This window comes from Aquabacterium sp. (assembly GCF_044226965.1).
Lineage (GTDB): Bacteria > Pseudomonadota > Gammaproteobacteria > Burkholderiales > Burkholderiaceae_C > Pseudaquabacterium.
Genome location: NZ_JBGAGA010000002.1, coordinates 127,798 through 142,517 on the forward strand (window position 1 = coordinate 127,798; position 14,720 = coordinate 142,517).

The 14,720-nt window shown below is 69.3% G+C and carries 20 protein-coding genes; 10 read left to right on the plus strand and 10 right to left on the minus strand.

Going from position 1 to position 14,720, the window contains the following annotated elements; all coding sequences use genetic code 11:
• Positions 1-36: 36 nt before the first annotated feature.
• Together flhC and flhD are read right to left on the minus strand one after the other, a co-directional pair.
• On the minus strand, positions 37-636 hold the full coding sequence (flhC, locus tag ACILR4_RS01565; protein ID WP_395699059.1) for a flagellar transcriptional regulator FlhC: 600 nt from the start codon (positions 634-636) through the stop codon (positions 37-39).
• Between the two features lie 47 nt (positions 637-683).
• Positions 684-1,007, minus strand: a complete 324-nt coding sequence (gene flhD / locus ACILR4_RS01570; RefSeq protein ID WP_395699060.1) for a flagellar transcriptional regulator FlhD — start codon at positions 1,005-1,007, stop codon at positions 684-686.
• Positions 1,008-1,266: 259 nt separating this feature from the next.
• On the opposite strand from flhD, the gene ACILR4_RS01575 reads away from it, so the two are divergent.
• The 9 genes from ACILR4_RS01575 to ACILR4_RS01615 all read left to right on the plus strand — a co-directional run bounded on the left by ACILR4_RS01575 (position 1,267) and on the right by ACILR4_RS01615 (position 8,435).
• Entirely contained in the window at positions 1,267-1,809 is a 543-nt protein-coding gene (locus ACILR4_RS01575) for a response regulator (protein WP_395699061.1), read from the plus strand.
• 391 nt (positions 1,810-2,200) lie between these two features.
• Positions 2,201-3,028 (plus strand): flagellin, encoded by an 828-nt coding sequence (locus ACILR4_RS01580; protein ID WP_395699062.1) that lies wholly within the window; start codon positions 2,201-2,203, stop codon positions 3,026-3,028.
• 255 nt (positions 3,029-3,283) lie between these two features.
• On the plus strand, positions 3,284-4,111 hold the full coding sequence (locus ACILR4_RS01585) for a flagellin (protein ID WP_395699063.1): 828 nt from the start codon (positions 3,284-3,286) through the stop codon (positions 4,109-4,111).
• A gap of 143 nt (positions 4,112-4,254) precedes the next feature.
• Positions 4,255-5,721, plus strand: coding sequence for a flagellar filament capping protein FliD (fliD, locus tag ACILR4_RS01590; protein ID WP_395699064.1), 1,467 nt, complete (start codon positions 4,255-4,257; stop codon positions 5,719-5,721).
• A 196-nt stretch (positions 5,722-5,917) separates the two neighbouring features.
• The gene (gene fliS / locus ACILR4_RS01595; RefSeq protein WP_395699065.1) at positions 5,918-6,355 is read left to right on the plus strand and encodes a flagellar export chaperone FliS; all 438 of its coding nucleotides are present in this window, start codon (positions 5,918-5,920) and stop codon (positions 6,353-6,355) included.
• A gap of 28 nt (positions 6,356-6,383) precedes the next feature.
• On the plus strand, positions 6,384-6,683 hold the full coding sequence (locus ACILR4_RS01600; RefSeq protein WP_395699066.1) for a flagellar protein FliT: 300 nt from the start codon (positions 6,384-6,386) through the stop codon (positions 6,681-6,683).
• A 59-nt stretch (positions 6,684-6,742) separates the two neighbouring features.
• Positions 6,743-7,507: a flagellar brake protein gene (locus ACILR4_RS01605; RefSeq protein ID WP_395699067.1), complete on the plus strand. Its 765-nt coding sequence runs from the start codon at positions 6,743-6,745 to the stop codon at positions 7,505-7,507.
• Positions 7,508-7,521: 14 nt separating this feature from the next.
• Positions 7,522-7,923, plus strand: coding sequence for a type IV pilin protein (locus ACILR4_RS01610; RefSeq protein WP_395699068.1), 402 nt, complete (start codon positions 7,522-7,524; stop codon positions 7,921-7,923).
• Positions 7,920-8,435, plus strand: coding sequence for a Tfp pilus assembly protein FimT/FimU (locus ACILR4_RS01615; protein ID WP_395699069.1), 516 nt, complete (start codon positions 7,920-7,922; stop codon positions 8,433-8,435). The genes ACILR4_RS01610 and ACILR4_RS01615 overlap by 4 nt, the downstream gene beginning before the upstream one ends.
• Before the next feature lie 10 nt (positions 8,436-8,445).
• On the opposite strand, the gene atpE is transcribed toward ACILR4_RS01615, so the two are convergent.
• From atpE to ACILR4_RS01645, 6 genes are all read right to left on the minus strand, one after another.
• On the minus strand, positions 8,446-8,688 hold the full coding sequence (gene atpE / locus ACILR4_RS01620; RefSeq protein ID WP_395699070.1) for a F0F1 ATP synthase subunit C: 243 nt from the start codon (positions 8,686-8,688) through the stop codon (positions 8,446-8,448).
• Between the two features lie 99 nt (positions 8,689-8,787).
• Positions 8,788-10,974, minus strand: a complete 2,187-nt coding sequence (locus tag ACILR4_RS01625; RefSeq protein ID WP_395699071.1) for an ATP-binding protein — start codon at positions 10,972-10,974, stop codon at positions 8,788-8,790.
• 284 nt (positions 10,975-11,258) lie between these two features.
• The gene (locus ACILR4_RS01630; RefSeq protein ID WP_395699072.1) at positions 11,259-11,480 is read right to left on the minus strand and encodes a hypothetical protein; all 222 of its coding nucleotides are present in this window, start codon (positions 11,478-11,480) and stop codon (positions 11,259-11,261) included.
• Positions 11,477-11,917 carry a hypothetical protein gene (locus ACILR4_RS01635; RefSeq protein ID WP_395699073.1) on the minus strand — a complete coding sequence of 147 codons (441 nt, stop codon included), beginning with the start codon at positions 11,915-11,917 and terminating at the stop codon, positions 11,477-11,479. Before ACILR4_RS01635 ends, ACILR4_RS01630 begins: the two co-directional genes overlap by 4 nt.
• Positions 11,914-12,531: a hypothetical protein gene (locus tag ACILR4_RS01640; RefSeq protein WP_395699074.1), complete on the minus strand. Its 618-nt coding sequence runs from the start codon at positions 12,529-12,531 to the stop codon at positions 11,914-11,916. The genes ACILR4_RS01635 and ACILR4_RS01640 overlap by 4 nt, the downstream gene beginning before the upstream one ends.
• Complete coding sequence (locus ACILR4_RS01645; protein ID WP_395699075.1) at positions 12,528-12,806, minus strand: hypothetical protein; 279 nt, start codon at positions 12,804-12,806, stop codon at positions 12,528-12,530. The genes ACILR4_RS01640 and ACILR4_RS01645 overlap by 4 nt, the downstream gene beginning before the upstream one ends.
• Before the next feature lie 420 nt (positions 12,807-13,226).
• Between ACILR4_RS01645 and ACILR4_RS01650 the strand changes: the two genes are divergently transcribed.
• On the plus strand, positions 13,227-13,919 hold the full coding sequence (locus ACILR4_RS01650) for an SHOCT domain-containing protein (protein WP_395699076.1): 693 nt from the start codon (positions 13,227-13,229) through the stop codon (positions 13,917-13,919).
• Here ACILR4_RS01650 and ACILR4_RS01655 read toward each other — a convergent pair.
• Complete coding sequence (locus ACILR4_RS01655; protein ID WP_395699077.1) at positions 13,876-14,343, minus strand: hypothetical protein; 468 nt, start codon at positions 14,341-14,343, stop codon at positions 13,876-13,878. The genes ACILR4_RS01650 and ACILR4_RS01655 overlap by 44 nt on opposite strands.
• Before the next feature lie 9 nt (positions 14,344-14,352).
• A complete protein-coding gene (locus tag ACILR4_RS01660; protein ID WP_395699078.1) occupies positions 14,353-14,718 on the minus strand; it encodes a hypothetical protein in 366 nt (121 codons plus the stop codon).
• Between the last annotated feature and the right edge of the window lie 2 nt (positions 14,719-14,720).

A 14,720-nucleotide genomic window follows, 5' to 3' on the forward strand; every position in this document is an offset into this window, starting at 1 on the left:
GGCAGCAGCAGGTCAAGCGCGGCTGCCGCAGGCAACTCAGTGGGCCGTGCAATCCTGCGCTTCGGCGCGCAGTTCCTCGCGCATCTCGTCGCTCACGCCCGCCAGGCGGATGCCACCGGCATTGCGGCCCTTGCCGGCGCGCGCCGGCGGGTTGCACAGGCCGCACACGTAGTGGCGCGCGATCTCGTGCGGATGGGTCACGAAGTGGCCGCTGCACTTGCTGCACTTGGTCATCGAGAGCATGCCGTTGTCGACGAACTTCACCAGGCGCCACGCCCGGGTGATCGACAGCTGCGGCTCGAGCTCCTGCGCCCCCACCTGCTCGAGGTACAGCTTGTAGGCCTTGATCACGGTGTCGATCTCGTCGAGCTCGGCCACCTTGTTCAGGTATTCGTGGATGTTCAGGAACAGGCTGGCATGGATGTTCGGCTGCCAGGTCATGAACCAGTCGGTGGAGAACGGCAGCTGGCCCTTGCTGGGGCTCTTGCCGGCCACTTCCTTGTACAGGCGCAGCAGGCGCTCGTAGCTCAGGTCGGTCTCGCTCTCCAGCACCTGCAGGCGGGCACCCAGGCGGATCAGCTCGACGGCGGTTTCGATCTGCTTGGCTTCGGTCAGGATGCTCTTGCTGCGGGTCATGCTGTCTCTCCGGGATCGGTTCGGTGGTGCTGGGGGCGAGGCGGGATTCAGGCCGCTTCCTGGTGGCGACCGGCCAGCAGGATCGAGGCATGCAGGCGCGACACGCTGTCGTTCGCCGAGGACTTGCCGTGGCTGGTCAGCAGGCCCCACACCAGGTCGTCGTCGCAGCGCATGCGGCACAGCAGCGTGTTGCCGGAGGCGATCTTCATCATCTGCGCCGGGGTCAGCGTGGCGATCAGCGTCGCGGTCTCTTCGCTCACGCCCAGGCGGAACAGGGCCTGCTCGCGGTCGGTACGGATCAGGCTTTGGGCCAGCATCATGTACGACAGGTTGGCTTCACGGATTTCGGCGAGGATCTGGTCGGCGTTCATGGGGTGGTCTCCGGCGGTGTGTGGCGAGGGGTTAAGAAGTTCGTTCAGCGTGAAACGAACTGTAGAGACCGGAACTGGACCGGAACATCAGGCCAATTCGTGATCTGGAGTCCCGCTTTTTCGGTCGGCCTTGTCAGGCAAATTCCTACACGTTGTCTCCCTGGCCCCGATGCCGGCCCGAGACCCGCGCGGCGGCGGCCCGCGGCACAATGATTCGAACGCCCCGATACCGGCCGTTGCAGCCTGCAGGTACCGATCGATGTTCGAAGCAGACACCCTCAACGTCTACCTGATTCCATTCGTCATCGCGATCCCGATTGCCGTGCTGCTGCTGCTGGCGGCCCGGCGCGACGATGCGCCAGCCCCCGTGGCCACCGTGGCGCCGCCGGCACCCGCCCCGGCCGGGCGCGACGAACCGGCGCGCCTGCTGGTGGTGGACGATTCGGCAGTGGCACGCGCCAAGCTGCGCAAGCTGTTCGAGGGCGCGGGCTACCTGGTGGAGACCGCCTGCGACGGCGTCGAGGCGCTCGACCTGCTCGGGCGCAGCCGCTTCGCGGTGCTGGTGACGGATCTCGAGATGCCGAACATGAACGGCATCGAGCTGATCGCCGCGGTGCAGGGCAGCCTCGACACCGAAGACCTGCCGATCGTCGCGATCACCGGGCATGACGAACTGCAGGCCAAGGTGCACGACTGCCAGGGCCTGTACGGCATCTTCAAGAAGCCCTGGCACGACCGCGAACTGCTCAAGCGCATCGAAGCGCTGGTGTCGCTGCGGCCAAGCCGTCCGGCAACTGTCTGAAGCCGCCGCCGCTGCGGCGGCCGGCCCCTCAGACGGCAAATCCCGGCCCGAATTGATGGCTAGCTTCGTGCCGAAGGTCACGCATTCGGCCAAAGAAGTGATTGACATCGACTGAAAAAGCGCCGCGAAACACCCTCAAGTTGCGCGACTGCCGGGCCGATACCCATCCCAACGGGCGGTCGTAAGGCCCCCGCGGTCCGGTTAGCCGGCCGAGGGATAGCGGTGGAACACCAAGCACCAATGTCCAGCGGCGACTAGCGCGGGCGGGCTCCGGCGAAGGTGATGAACCCCGTCGGGCCAGCAACGGAAGCACACCCGCATTCAGGGGTGCGCGACCTGAGTAACGTCGGCGCTATTGCCGGGATATCTGGGAAACCTTTAGGAGTTCATCATGGGCATGACCATCAACACCAACGTGGTGTCAATGAATGCGCAGCGCAACACCAGCGCCTCGCAAAATTCTCTCGCTACCTCGATGCAGCGCCTGTCGTCGGGCCTGCGCGTCAACAGCGCGAAGGACGACGCCGCCGGCCTGGCGATTGCCAGCCGGATGGACGCCCAGGTGCGCGGCATGAACGTCGCGGTGCGCAACGCCAACGACGCGATCAGCCTGTCGCAAACCGCTGAAGGCGCGATCGGCAAGCTGTCGGACATGGTGCAGCGCATGCGTGAACTGGCGGTGCAATCGGCCAACGGCACCAACACCGCCGCCGACCGCACGAACCTCGACGCCGAATACCAGCAGCTGGGCCAGGAAATCACCCGCACGATCGGTGCGACGAGCTTCAACGGCCTGAACATCCTGGCCGGCAACGCCGGTGCGCAGGACTTCCAGGTGGGCGCCAACTCGGGCCAGACCGTCACGGTGACGACGACCGACCTGTCGGCCGACGCTTCCGTCACGGCCGTGACCGGCGGCGACATCACCACGGCCGGCACCGCGACGACCGCGATCACGAACCTGGATTCGCTGATCGACAAGCTCAACAGCGAGCGCGCCACCTACGGTGCGGCGCAGAACCGCTTCGACGCCATCGTCAACGTGCTGCAGGCCTCTTCGGAGAACCAGGCCGCTGCCAAGGGCCGCATCATGGACGCCGACTTCGCGGCGGAAACCGCGAACCTGAGCCGCGCGCAGATCCTGCAGCAGGCCGGCAACGCGATGGTCGCCCAGGCCAACCAGCTGCCGCAGCAAGTGATGGCGCTGCTGCGCGGCTGATCCCCGGCCGCCCCACCCCGCCCTCTCGGCCAGGCGCCGCCCTTCACGGGGCGGCGCTTTTCTTTTGGCGGACCGGGAGCGCGAACTGGCCGGTATTCGCGCCGCATATCCGGGCATTGCCCGCGGCGGCGATGCCGACAATCCATTTGAACGTCATCGCATTCCGCGGTGGCGGGACCGGATGGATTGCCGAGCAGGCCCGACGAAGGGCCAGGCAAGGTCTCCGGGAGTCATCGATTCTTGTGGAGCACCACCATGGCCCAGACGATCAACACGAACATTGCCTCGCTCAACGCGCAGCGCAACACGTCGATGTCGCAGAGCTCGCTCGCGACCTCGATGCAGCGCCTGTCGTCGGGCCTGCGCGTCAACAGCGCGAAGGACGATGCCGCCGGACTGGCCATCGCCGAGCGCATGAACTCGCAGGTCCGCGGCATGAATGTCGCGATCCGCAACGCCAACGACGCAATCAGCCTGTCGCAGACGGCTGAAGGCGCGATCGGCAAGCTGACCGACATGGCCCAGCGCATGCGCGAACTCGCGGTGCAGTCGGCCAACGGCACCAACACCGCCGCCGACCGCACCAGCCTGGACGCCGAGTACCAGCAGCTGGCGCAGGAAATCACGCGCACCATCGGCGCCACCACCTTCAACGGCCTGGCCGTGCTGGCCGGCGGCGCCGGACCGACGGACTTCCAGGTCGGCGCCGACGCCGGCCAGACCGTCACCGTGACGACGACCGACCTGTCGGCCGACGCCACCGTCACCGCCGTGACCGGCGGCGACGTGACCTCGGCGGCCACCGCGTCCACCGCGATCACCAACCTCGACGCGATGATGGACAAGTTCAACAGCGAACGCGCCACCTACGGTGCGGCGCAGAACCGCTTCGAAGCCATCATCGGCGTGCTGCAGACCTCGTCGGAAAACCAGTCAGCCTCCCGCGGCCGCATCATGGACGCCGACTTCGCGGCCGAAACCGCGAACTTGAGCCGCGCGCAGATCCTGCAGCAGGCCGGCAACGCGATGATCGCGCAGGCCAATGCGCTGCCGCAGCAGGTCCTGAAACTGCTGCAGGGTTGAACGGGAACAGGAGCCGGGGGGCTCGATCCTCGGGCCAGCCCTCGCGGGCTGGCTCTTTTTTTTGGCCGCCTGATTTTTTTGCGCGGACGGCTCAAGCACGGCGCGCGCGCGCCGATAGACCGTAGGCGAAGGAAAAACACGCCATGACTTCATCCGTCTCCACCGTGGGCAGCATCAGCTCCGCAGGGCTGGGCAGCGGCCTGGATGTGAACAGCATCATCACGCAGCTGATGGCGGTGGAATCGAAGCCGCTGGATGCGCTGAAGACCTCGGCCACCGGGCTCAACACCAAGATCTCCACCTTCGGCAAGATCCAGAGCCTGTTCTCCACGCTGCAGGACAAGGCCAACGCGCTGACCTCGCTCACACTCTGGGGCCAGACCACCGCGACGCCTTCGGACACCACGGCCATCAAGGTCAGCACCAGCAGCGGCAGCACTGCGGGCAGCTACTCGGTGAACGTGACCAAGCTCGCCGTCGCGCAGACCGTGACCGCCGCGGCGCAGCCCTCGGCCGATTCGGCACTGAACGCCGGCACGCTGACGATCGAACTCGGCACCTGGACCGGCGACACCAACAACCCCTTCACCGCCAAGAGCGGCAGCTCGCCGGTCACGGTCGAGATCAGCGAGAGCGACACCAGCCTCACGACGATCCGCGACAAGATCAATGCCGCCGGTGCCGGCGTCGTCGCCAGCATCGTCAACGACGCCTCGGGCGCGCGGCTGTCGATCCGCTCGAAGGACACCGGCGCCGAGAACGCCTTCCGCATCACCGCCAGCGAAACCTTCGACGATGGCGACGACACCCAGGGGCTGTCGATCCTGAACTACGACCAGGGCGGTGGCACGTCGCAGATGACGCTGGGCACCAATGCGGCCGACGCGCAGCTGCAGATCAACGGCATCGCGGTGCGCTCGGCGAGCAACACGCTGACCAACGTGGTGGACGGACTGAACCTGACGCTGCTGAAGGAGACCACCTCCCCGGTCAGCGTGGCGGTGGCGGCCGACACCGCCAGCGTCAAGAGCAAGATCACCGACTTCGTCACGGCCTACAACGACATCGCCAACCAGCTGCGCACGCAGACGGCCTACAACGCCGACACCAAGACCGCCGGCACGCTGCAGGGCGACTCGGCCGCGGTGTCGCTGCTGAACCAGCTGCGGTCGGTGATCAATGTCAGCAGCAGTGCCTCGTCCACCTTCTCGCGCCTGTCGGACGTCGGCATCACGATGGGCGCCGACGGCACGCTCAGCGTCGACGACACCAAGCTCACCAATGCGATGGGCAACCTGCCCGAGCTGAAGAACCTGCTCACTGCCAGCGGTGCCGACAACGCCAGCACCGGCTTCATCCGCCGCTACAAGGCCCTGGCCGACGCGGCGCTGTCCACCGGCGGCACCTTCGACAGCAAGACGACCAGCCTGAAGAGCATGCTCAGCCGCAACTCGAAGAGCCAGGACGACATGCAGAACCGGCTCGACCAGACCGAGGCCCGGCTGCGCCGCCAGTACACCGCGCTGGACACGCAGATGTCCTCGCTGAACAGCCTGTCGAGCTACGTCTCGCAGCAGATGGCCATCCTGGCCAAGAACAGCAGCGCCTAGCCTGCAAGATACGCGGCCACCCCGCCCGCCGGCTGCCGGTGCCCAGTGCACCGCAGCCGGTTTTTTTCATTTCGGCCGGGCCCGGCCCTAAAGCCAGAAACAGCGGGTAAGACCGGTCCTCGTGCGGCTCAAGCGGCCTTCCTGTCGACCGATAACAGCATTACAGCCAACGTCACCCCTCACGCAGAACATCATCATGTCCTTCGCGTCGTTTGCAGCATCCACGCCCCGCGGCCGGCAGTTCGTCGGCGCCTACCAGACGGTGGGCGTCCAGTCCATCGTCGACCAGGCCTCCTCGCACCGCCTGATCACGCTGCTGTTCGAGGGCCTGTTCGCAGCCATCCACAAGGCCCGCGGCGCCATGCGCGCCGGGGACGTGCAGACCAAGGGCGCGGCCATCGGCCAGGCCGTTCGCATCATCGACGAAGGCCTGAAGGCAGGCCTGAACCTCACGGCCGGCGGCAAGCTGGCCGGCGACCTGGCGGATCTGTACGCCTATGTCTGCGTTCGTCTGACTCAAGCCAACCTGCGCAATGACGAAAAAGCACTGGACGAGTGCGTGAGCCTGGTGACGCCGCTGCGCGATGCCTGGCTCGCGATCGGCAGCACCCCCGCCGCACAAGCCCACAACTGATTCCCCCCTCCGGCAGCCACGTCCCACCATGAACACCAGCCTACTGTCCTACTACGAGGCCATCGAGAAGGCCAGCGCCGACATGCTCGACGCGGCACGCGCCGGCAACTGGGATCACGTGATCAAGCTCGAAGGCGCCTGCGTGCTGTTGATCAGCCAGCTGAAGAACGCGGCCCGCGGCAACAACCTCAGTGCCGAGGAAAGCCAGCTGAAGTCGCGCATCATGAAGCGCATCCTGGTCAACGACGCCGAGATCCGCCACCTGGCCGAACCTTGGCTGGACGACCTGGACCACCTGATGGCCGGCAAGCCCAAGACGCTGCACTGAGCGCCGCACCGAGCGCCAACGCCGAGGCACCGACCCAGCCGCCACCAGAGGGCTCCGCGATGAACTTCATGGACACCCAGCCCGCCCCGATGGGCGATGCGGACGGGCTGGACCCGTTCGCTGCATTCCGCATCGAATCGGCACGCGAGATCGCGGCGCTGATGCGCCAGCTGATGGACGGCAGCACGCCGGTGAACCTGAGCGCGCCCGAAGGCGTGAGCCTGACCACCGCGCTGTGGACGGTCGACTCGGCCAGCCAGCGCCTGGCCTTCCAGGCCGACGGCGACAACCCGCAGCTGCAGCAGCTGGTCGAATCGAACGAAGTCACGGCGGTGGCCTACCTCGAGGCGGTGAAGGTGCAGTTCGACCTGCAGCACCTGATGCTGGTGCGCGGCAACGCGGCCTGCGCACTGCAGGCCGGCATGCCGCGGCGCATCTACCGCTTCCAGCGCCGCCAGGCCTACCGCGTGCGCACGCTCGAGCGCAGCGCACCGGTGGCGCTGCTGCGCCATCCCGCGCTGCCGGACATCCAGCTCTCGCTGCGCGTGCTGGACGTCAGCATCGGCGGCTGCGCGCTGCTGATGCCCGACGACATGCCGCCGCTCGAGGCCGGCCTCACGCTGCACGCGGTGCGGCTGGAGCTGGACCCGGACACGCGCCTGACCGCCTCGCTGCACGTGCACCACATCACCTCGATGCACCAGAACGCCCGCGGCGTGCGCCTGGGCTGCGAGCTGGTGCGCCTGGACGGCAATGCCGAGCGCGCGCTGCAGCGCTACATCGACCAGACCCAGAAGCGCCGGCGCATGCTGTCGCTGGGCTGAGGGCGGGCCGGGCGATGAAGCAACGCGGTTTCGGGCTCGTCGAGCTCTGCGTCGGGCTGGCCATCACGGCCGTGCTGGCGATGGTCGCGCTGCCGAGCTTCCGCGCCCAGCAGCTGCGCAGCCACCGCGCAGAAGCCGCCGTCACGCTGCAACGCCTGCAGCTGGCGCAGGAACAGTACCGCGAGCGCTACGGCCGCTACGCCGAGGCGATCGACCAGCTACCCGGTAATCTGAGCGGCCAGAGCGGCAGCGGGCTGTACCGCATCGCGCTGCAGACCAGCGGGCCGGACAGCTACCAGGCCGTGGCCAGCGCCCAGGGCGAGCAGGCGCGCGACAGCGACTGCACCGTGGTGCGCCTGCGCGTCGAAGGCGCGCTCAGTTTCCAGGAGCCCAGCCGCAGCTGCTGGCCGACATGATGGTCCCCGCCGCTCCCGCCCGCCGCCGCCACGGCCTGACGCTGATCGAGCTGATGATCGGCCTGGCCATCCTGGCGGTGCTGACCTCGCTGGCCGCGCCGCCCTTCGCGAGCTGGCTGGCGCGCAACCGCGTCAAGTCCGCCGCCGCCAACCTGGTGGCCGACCTGGGCGAGGCGCGGCACGAATCCAGCCGCCGCGGCGCACCGATGTACGTGCTGTTCCAGGCGGGTGCGCAGTGGTGCTATGCGATCACGCTCGACCCGCAGGCCGGCTGTGCCTCGGCCAGCAGCGCGGTGCTCAAGCGGGTGCAGGCCAGCGACCTGCCCGGCATCAGCGTCGCCGAAGCCGAGACCTTCGCCTTCGACGGCCAGAGCGGCACCGGCCTGCAGGCGCTCAGCCGCGTGCGCCTGGTCTCGCGCCAGGGCGACGCACTGCAGGTGAAGATGACACGGCTGGGCCGCGCCAGCATCTGCGCGCCCGACGGCGGCTTCGTCGACGTGCCGCACTGCTGAGCCCCGGCCTTCAGTGCCGGAACGGGTTGGCGGTGGAGAACCACAGGCCGATGCCGGTGGCGATGATGAAGGCCCCGTCGGTGATGCCGGCCAGCAGGAACACCTTGCCCTGCAGCTTCTCGATCAGCTCGGGCTGGCGCGCCGATCCTTCGAGGAACTTCGCGCCCAGGATGCCGATGCCCACGCAGGAGCCGATGGCCCCCATGCCGATCATGTGGCCCACGGCCAGCGGAACGAGGTCGATGCCGTCCATTCGAATGCTCCTTCGGTGCGTTGACGATTGCGCTTGACGATGTGACTCACTTGCCGCCATCGTGCGGGCGCCGCCGCCGGGTGTCGATGACCTCGCGGGTCAAGCCGGGCCCGGCACCCGCTGCGCCTGCACCCAGGGCCTGAGCACCGCCACCAACTGCTCGCGCAGGAAGGGCTTGCCCAGGAAGTCGTCCATGCCGGCCGCGCTGCAGGCCGGCCAGGCCTCGCGCCGCGAGCGGCCGGTGACCGCGACGATCGGCAGTCGCGCCAAGCCCTGCCGCTGCTCGTGCGCGCGCCAGCGCCGCGCGACCTCGAGGCCGTCGACGTCGGGCATCTCGCAGTCGAGCAGCAGCAGGTCGAACTCCGCGCGGCCCAGCGCGTCGAGCGTCTGCGCGCCGCTGGCGGCCACGCGCACTTCGGCGCCCAGGTGCTCGAGCATGCTCTGCGCGATGATCTGGTTCACCGGGTTGTCCTCGGCCAGCAGCACCCGCAGGTCCTGCAGCAACGGCGCCTGCGGCGGCGCGGCCGATGCCGGCAGCGCCGGCTGCACCTCCAGCGCCTGCGCCAGCACCGTCAGCAGGCGCGACAGCCGCAGCGGCTTGTACAGCACCACGGTCGCGCCGGTGACGCTGACCGGCGCGTCGCGCGAGCCGGTGCCGCTGAGCAGCACCGGCAGCGAGCCCAGCGCATGCATGCACGCGATGGCCGCCGGCAGCTGCTGCGCCGATGCGGCATCGTCGAGCGCCGCGCTGTCGATCAGCAGCACGCTGCGCGGCGCCAGTGCGGCCAGCGCGACCGGATCGAGCCGGTCGATGCAGCTCAGCGCGATGCCGGGCAGCGCCAGCATCTCGGCCAGGTGGCGGCGCATGAACGCGCTGCGCGCCATCAGGCACACGCCCGGCAGCGGCGGCGCGGGCGGGAAGTCGATCGTGCCCGGGCCGGGCAGCGGATGCAGCGGCAGCCACAGCGAGAACACCGAGCCCTGGCCCGGCGCGCTGCGCGCGGCGACGCGGCCGCCCATGCGCTCGGCCAGCTGGCGGCAGATCGACAGGCCGAGGCCGCTGCCGCCGTAGCGCTGCGCCGTGCTGCGGCTGGCCTGCACGAAGGGCTCGAACAGGCGCTGCAGCGCGGGCGGCGCAAGGCCGATGCCGCTGTCCTCGACATCGAAGCGCAGCCAGCGCGCGCCCGCGTCATCGGCCTCGCAGGCGCAGCGCAGGTAGACGCTGCCGCGCTCGGTGAACTTCACCGCGTTGGAGATGAAGTTGGCGAGCACCTGGCGCAGCCGTGTCGCGTCGCCCTCCACCATCGCCGGCACGTCGGCGGCGAAGAAGCCGCCGATCTCGATGCCCTTGGCATGCGCGCGCGGCGCGAACAGCTCGACCACGCTGAACGCGGTGGCACGCGGGTCGATCGGCGTGCGGTCGATCTGCATGCGGCCGGCCTCGAGCTGGGCGTAGTCGAGCACGTCGTCGATCAGCTGGCTCAGGATGTCGGCGCTCTGCCGCATCAGGCCGATCAGCTGGCGCTGCTGGCCCGGCGCCAGCTCGGGCGTGGCCAGCAGTTCGGCGGTGCCGATCACGCCGTTGAGCGGCGTGCGCAGCTCGTGGCTCATGTTGGCCAGCAGCATCACCTTGGCATTGGCGTCGGCGCGCGCCTGCTCGCGTTCCTGCGCCAGGCGCTCCATGTTGGCCAGCAGCGCATCGCGCAACTCGAAGCGGCGGCGCGAGGCCATCACCGTGAACAGCGCCAGCACCGCGGTGGAGGCCACCATCGCGGTCAGCGCGCGCCAGTCGTCGCCGGGCTGCGGCGGCGGCGCGGCCAGCCAGCCCTGCGCCACCGCGGCGAACACCGCGACGAACCAGGCCAGCGTGAAGCCCATCAGCACGAGGCCGGTGCGGATGGCGCCGGCCAGGATGACGTAGAACGGGTAGACCGACATCCACCAGCTGGCCGGCGCGCCGGCCGCGGCGCCGCTGGCCGCCACCAAGGCGGCCAGGTGCGCGGTGTACAGCGTGCCGATCAGGCTGACGCCATGCACATGGCGCAGCGCGTGGGCGGCGCCCCACCGGCGCGCCGGGCCCAGTTCCACCGCCAGGCCGACGACCAGTGCCAGCCCCAGCGTGAGGTAGCCGTGCCAGGGGGTGACGCGGCTGATGCCCAGCACGTAGACGACGTGCGCCAGCACGGTGACGCCGAAGATCGCGCGGAACAGGCCGGCCCGGTAGCGCGCCTCGATCGCGTGCACCCCGGCCACGTCGTCGAGCGTCCTGCCCGCCTTGCCTTCCATCCCGCTCCCATGCCGACCATCCGGGCCGCGAGCGCACTGTAGGCGGCGACCCGGGGCAGCGGCATCGGGGGCTACACCTGCATGTTCAGGGGATACCCGGGAGGTGGTTTCCATAGGTGGTCGCCACCCGCCAGGTATCAACTACTGGGTATCACTCGGCCACTGCGAGGCGCAGATGGCTCACGCGGCTACTGTAGGGAGTTCACCGCGGCGGCAGCGACTTGAACTGAGGCGCGAATCGCGACTAGTTCGCTGCCGCCGGCCCACCCTTTCAGGTGCACCCATCAGGGGGAGGCGCCGCCCGCCTGCCCGGCCGGCAGCGCCAGCAGCAGCACCAGCAGGTACAGCGACAGCTCGGCCGGCGCGAGACGCCCGGCCAGCTGCAAGTCGCCGCCGAGCTCCATGGCGATCGAGAGCAGGAACCCCCTGGCGGTGGCCGGGTCGTGCTCGACCTCCATTGCCTGCTTGACCCTGCCGGCGTAGTTCTGGAGGAGTTCGCGGTTCATGATGTGGCCCCCACCGCCGAGCCGGCCGGCTCGCCACCCCGAGCCCGTTCCGCAATCGCGCGGATGCCCTCGAAGTAGACGTCGTCACCAAAGGCGGGGCCGTCTTCCAGCGCCTTCTCGGCAAGCGTCACGATGGCGTCCAGGGCAGCGAGTGCGGCAGAGCCTGCCGCCGCGTCGGGCGATGGCGGGGCGATCGGGTCCGCAGTGACACCCTCGCCTCTGCCGACAGCCTCCAGCGCAGCCTGGGCCTGCTGGTAGGCCTGCTCGGCAATGGCGCGAACCCTGAAGATGCAGGCGCCAAGGGCCTCGCGCTGCGCCATCTGGTGCGGGTCGGGCTCGCCTCCGATGCACAGATCATCGGCCAGCAAGCTCGTCGCTTCGTTGACGCTGCGGATCATCCACAGCGCGTCGGCTGCGGCTACCAGGGCGGCGTTCATGCTGCACCGCCTTTCGATGCGTCGGCACCGCCGTGCCTCGCAAGCACTTCCGCAGGGTCCCAATCCTCGCCAAACCCGCCTCGCTGGTGCCCGATCAGCAGCGCCGACAGGACGAGGAAGAAGCCGTCGCGGACCGCATCCGGTTGGGTTAGCGCGGTCTGCACAGCGATGTCGAGTTCGCTGCCGGCCAGAGTCAGGTCGGACGGCTTGTCAGTGCCCGCGCGCTCGAGGTACTGCTCCTCGATGGAGACCAGGCTGTCGACCACGATGCGCGCCATGTTCGCGCCGGCCTGCCGCTGCTGGGCAGCCTTCGCTGGCGGCTCACCGGCAAGCAGATCCGACTCAGCAAGCGCGGCCGCTTCGCCCACGACGACCAGCGCCATCCCGCGTTCCTGCTCGTCCTGCGTGTTGCCGTCCAGGTCCTTGGACAGCATGGCCATCAGCCGGGAATTGAGCTGCGCGATCCGCATTGCCATGCCGCGAACGACAAGCGGCGTCGGGTCCTCGTACCGCATCGGTGAGTGCTCGACGATCGATTGCGCCAGCGCGGCAATCTCCCAGGTGGCCTCCATGCCGAGGCGCGTGATGCGGTCGGGCAGAACCGTGGCGCTCATGCTGCACCCCGCACGAAGCGTTGCGACGCGCCGGCGGCGTCGGCCGCCGACAGCAGGGCCTTGGCCATTGCGCGGGCCTGGACGGCCGACAACCGGCCGGTGATCAGCACGCCGTCACAGGCGATCTCGACGGACACTCGGGCGTCACCCTCGCGCCGTGAGGTGTAGACGCCGGCCGGGCAGCTGCCGAACGACAGCGAGCCGTGGCAGACGCGGGTGCGGGTGATGGGGGAATGGGTGGGCGCAGCTGGGGCGCCCGAGGTCATGACAGCCATGGATGGCTCCTGAGTCGAGTCAAGGGCCGTCGTCTTCGCTTCCACACGATGGGCGGCGGCCCGGAAACGGGGGTGGAAGTACCGGGACTCAGGTTCCGGCAGGCCAAGAGGCCTCCCCGCCCGGGCCGCCATTGAGCGGTCCGCGCGTTGCGCGCAGAAAAGCAAAAGCCGCTCTAAGGCGGCCGCGCGCCTGAGTTTCTTCCGGGCTTCCACACCCGACCGCCACGACCGTGACGGCAGAGGAAGTGTGCACCCGAACTGGCGACGCGCGCAAGGGGCGGATTGGACGCGAGGCGTCGGCCCTGGCCCATCCCTACCCGCGCGGTCGGCGCCCCCAGCCCTGTGGATGCCGCCTTGCGTCACAGGACGAACGGACCGAGGATCGCGGCCCAGGGCAGCAACAAGGGAGGGATGGGCGCCATGGATCGGACTTTCGAGAACCCGCAGAACGGCCACCGCGAGTCCTTCAGCGACTCGGCTTGGCTGTGGTCCCTGCTGTTCGGCTGGATCTACCTCTTGGCCGTCGGGCTGTGGGGCCATGTCTTCATCCAGATTTTCATCGTCGTGGTCTGCGCGCTGGTCGGCGGCGGCCCTGCGGTGGTGCTCGTGACGCCGATCCTGTGGATCGTCTACGCGGCGTCGATCAATACGATCCTGGCCAACCGGTACCTTCGACAAGGCTGGCGCGAGGTACAGCCGGGATCCGTGGCCGGCACCGGCCTTGAGTCGGATTCCTCACGCCAGGCGCGCCTCGGGCTGCAGACGCCTGCGCAGGCCGCCTCTACGGCTCCGGCAATGCCGGTTGCGACCCCTCCAGCCGGCCCTGCCCCGTTCGTCGCCGATGAGCTGGTGAAGCTCGCAGACCTGCGCGACAAGGGAGTGCTGACGCCGGACGAGTTCACCGCGCAGAAGGCCCGGCTGCTGGCCGGCGGGCCGTCAGTGGCGCCGGCGGTGCAACCGGCTGCGGCGCCCGCCCAGCCGTCGGGGGTTGTGGCCTATGGCCGCTGCTCGAAGTGCGAGGCGCAGGTCCGCCTGGACGCCACCAGCTGCCCGAACTGCACGGCCGCTTTCAACGAGTGGTCGACGTGGAAGATCCTGCGGCCCGGCGAGTAGCCGCGGCCAGCTGCCCCATCGCCTCCAGCCCAGCCCGCACAAGCTCCGCCCGGCTCGCGATGCGCCGCTGCTGGTCGTGCAGGTCGCGCACCTGGCGCAGGAGCGCGAGCCCTGGACCCTCCAGGCGCGCCGGCTTCGGCCCGGCATGCAGGCGCAGCGCAAGCCCCAGCGCGCCGCCCAGCAGCGGCAGCACCTCAGGCCCGATGCCCATGCGCCCGAGCGCGCCGGCCGTGAGCAGCATGTCGATCAGGTCCTGCGTCGCCCGCTCGGTGGCCACGCCCCGCGCCAGGTCGTCCAGCGCCAGCAGCTCGCCGGCCTGGATCGACGCCAGCTCCGCCGGCGCGGCCGGCTCGCGGTTCAGCGCCTGGAACACCGGATGCGCTGCGATGGCGTGCTGCCGGCGGATCGCGATGGGCTTGCGCACGCCGGCCCTTCAGCGGCCACCCGCGCCGCGCTGTGCCTTCGCCTCCCGCACCCAGCGCTTAATGGTGATCTGCGCGCGGGCCTGCGCTTTCGCGTAGTCGGTCGGCGCGACGAGGCCGCGCTGCTGTTCGTGGAGCGCCAGCAGCTCGCGCAGAAGCTGAGCGTCGCGCATCGTCAGCCGCATCGGCATCGGACCCTTGAGGGCCGCCAGGAGCACGGGGGTCACGCGATCGACCACAGCGCCCACCTCGGCCCGAACGCCATCCTCTGCGAGATGCCTGGCCGTCGTCATCATCTGGAACAGGCGGCGCGCCTCGGGCTTGCGCGCTCTGCCGTTGGCGAATGCTTCGACGACCTGTGGCATGCCTTCGGCCACGG

Bases quoted from the DNA above. Each gene is read 5' to 3' on its own strand.
- flhC (WP_395699059.1), bottom strand. From the start codon at position 636: ATGACCCGCAGCAAGAGCATCCTGACCGAAGCCAAGCAGATCGAAACC.
- flhD (WP_395699060.1), bottom strand. From the start codon at position 1,007: ATGAACGCCGACCAGATCCTCGCCGAAATCCGTGAAGCCAACCTGTCG.
- ACILR4_RS01575 (WP_395699061.1), top strand. From the start codon at position 1,267: ATGTTCGAAGCAGACACCCTCAACGTCTACCTGATTCCATTCGTCATC.
- ACILR4_RS01580 (WP_395699062.1), top strand. From the start codon at position 2,201: ATGGGCATGACCATCAACACCAACGTGGTGTCAATGAATGCGCAGCGC.
- ACILR4_RS01585 (WP_395699063.1), top strand. From the start codon at position 3,284: ATGGCCCAGACGATCAACACGAACATTGCCTCGCTCAACGCGCAGCGC.
- fliD (WP_395699064.1), top strand. From the start codon at position 4,255: ATGACTTCATCCGTCTCCACCGTGGGCAGCATCAGCTCCGCAGGGCTG.
- fliS (WP_395699065.1), top strand. From the start codon at position 5,918: ATGTCCTTCGCGTCGTTTGCAGCATCCACGCCCCGCGGCCGGCAGTTC.
- ACILR4_RS01600 (WP_395699066.1), top strand. From the start codon at position 6,384: ATGAACACCAGCCTACTGTCCTACTACGAGGCCATCGAGAAGGCCAGC.
- ACILR4_RS01605 (WP_395699067.1), top strand. From the start codon at position 6,743: ATGAACTTCATGGACACCCAGCCCGCCCCGATGGGCGATGCGGACGGG.
- ACILR4_RS01610 (WP_395699068.1), top strand. From the start codon at position 7,522: ATGAAGCAACGCGGTTTCGGGCTCGTCGAGCTCTGCGTCGGGCTGGCC.
- ACILR4_RS01615 (WP_395699069.1), top strand. From the start codon at position 7,920: ATGATGGTCCCCGCCGCTCCCGCCCGCCGCCGCCACGGCCTGACGCTG.
- atpE (WP_395699070.1), bottom strand. From the start codon at position 8,688: ATGGACGGCATCGACCTCGTTCCGCTGGCCGTGGGCCACATGATCGGC.
- ACILR4_RS01625 (WP_395699071.1), bottom strand. From the start codon at position 10,974: ATGGAAGGCAAGGCGGGCAGGACGCTCGACGACGTGGCCGGGGTGCAC.
- ACILR4_RS01630 (WP_395699072.1), bottom strand. From the start codon at position 11,480: ATGAACCGCGAACTCCTCCAGAACTACGCCGGCAGGGTCAAGCAGGCA.
- ACILR4_RS01635 (WP_395699073.1), bottom strand. From the start codon at position 11,917: ATGAACGCCGCCCTGGTAGCCGCAGCCGACGCGCTGTGGATGATCCGC.
- ACILR4_RS01640 (WP_395699074.1), bottom strand. From the start codon at position 12,531: ATGAGCGCCACGGTTCTGCCCGACCGCATCACGCGCCTCGGCATGGAG.
- ACILR4_RS01645 (WP_395699075.1), bottom strand. From the start codon at position 12,806: ATGGCTGTCATGACCTCGGGCGCCCCAGCTGCGCCCACCCATTCCCCC.
- ACILR4_RS01650 (WP_395699076.1), top strand. From the start codon at position 13,227: ATGGATCGGACTTTCGAGAACCCGCAGAACGGCCACCGCGAGTCCTTC.